This is a genomic window from Vibrio sp. 704 (genome assembly GCF_033339295.1).
Map to the genome: position 1 here is coordinate 1 of NZ_JAWOUH010000494.1, position 674 is coordinate 674.

The window sequence follows — 674 nt, forward strand, 5'->3', positions numbered from 1 at the left end:
CCTGATGTGGCAGAACATCCACATTCATTAGTGGTATACGGCGGCATTGGTCGCGCAGCACGAAACTGGGAATGTTACGACAAGATTGTAGAAGTACTGGAAAGACTCGAAGATGACCAAACACTTTTAGTGCAATCAGGTAAACCTGTGGGTGTTTTCCCAACCCACAAAAACGCACCGCGTGTGCTCATTGCTAACTCAAACTTGGTTCCGCATTGGGCAAATTGGGAACACTTCAACGAGCTTGATAAGCAAGGTTTGATGATGTATGGCCAAATGACCGCGGGTAGCTGGATTTATATCGGTTCACAAGGCATCGTCCAAGGCACTTACGAAACCTTCGTGTCAGTTGCGAAAAAGCACTTTAACGGCAATGCAAAAGGTCGCTGGGTTCTAACTGGTGGTCTTGGTGGCATGGGGGGCGCTCAACCACTTGCGAGCACCATGGCAGGTTTCTCAATGAGTGCCGTTGAGTGGGACGAATCACGTATCGATTACCGTCTGCGTACTGGTTATGTTGACCAAAAAGCGACTTCCCTAGACGAAGCACTCGCAATCATCACAGAATCGGACACGCCAGTATCTGTTGGCCTTCTAGGTAACGCGGCTGATGTTTTCTCAGAGCTTGTTGAACGCAAAATCACACCAGATGTAGTTACTGACCAAACCTCTGC

Annotated in this window: 1 pseudogene; it reads left to right on the forward strand. The window is 48.7% G+C overall.

Annotated features, from left to right (window positions below):
* Positions 1-674, forward strand: a pseudogene (locus tag R7R24_RS27335) (urocanate hydratase); the annotation flags it as partial.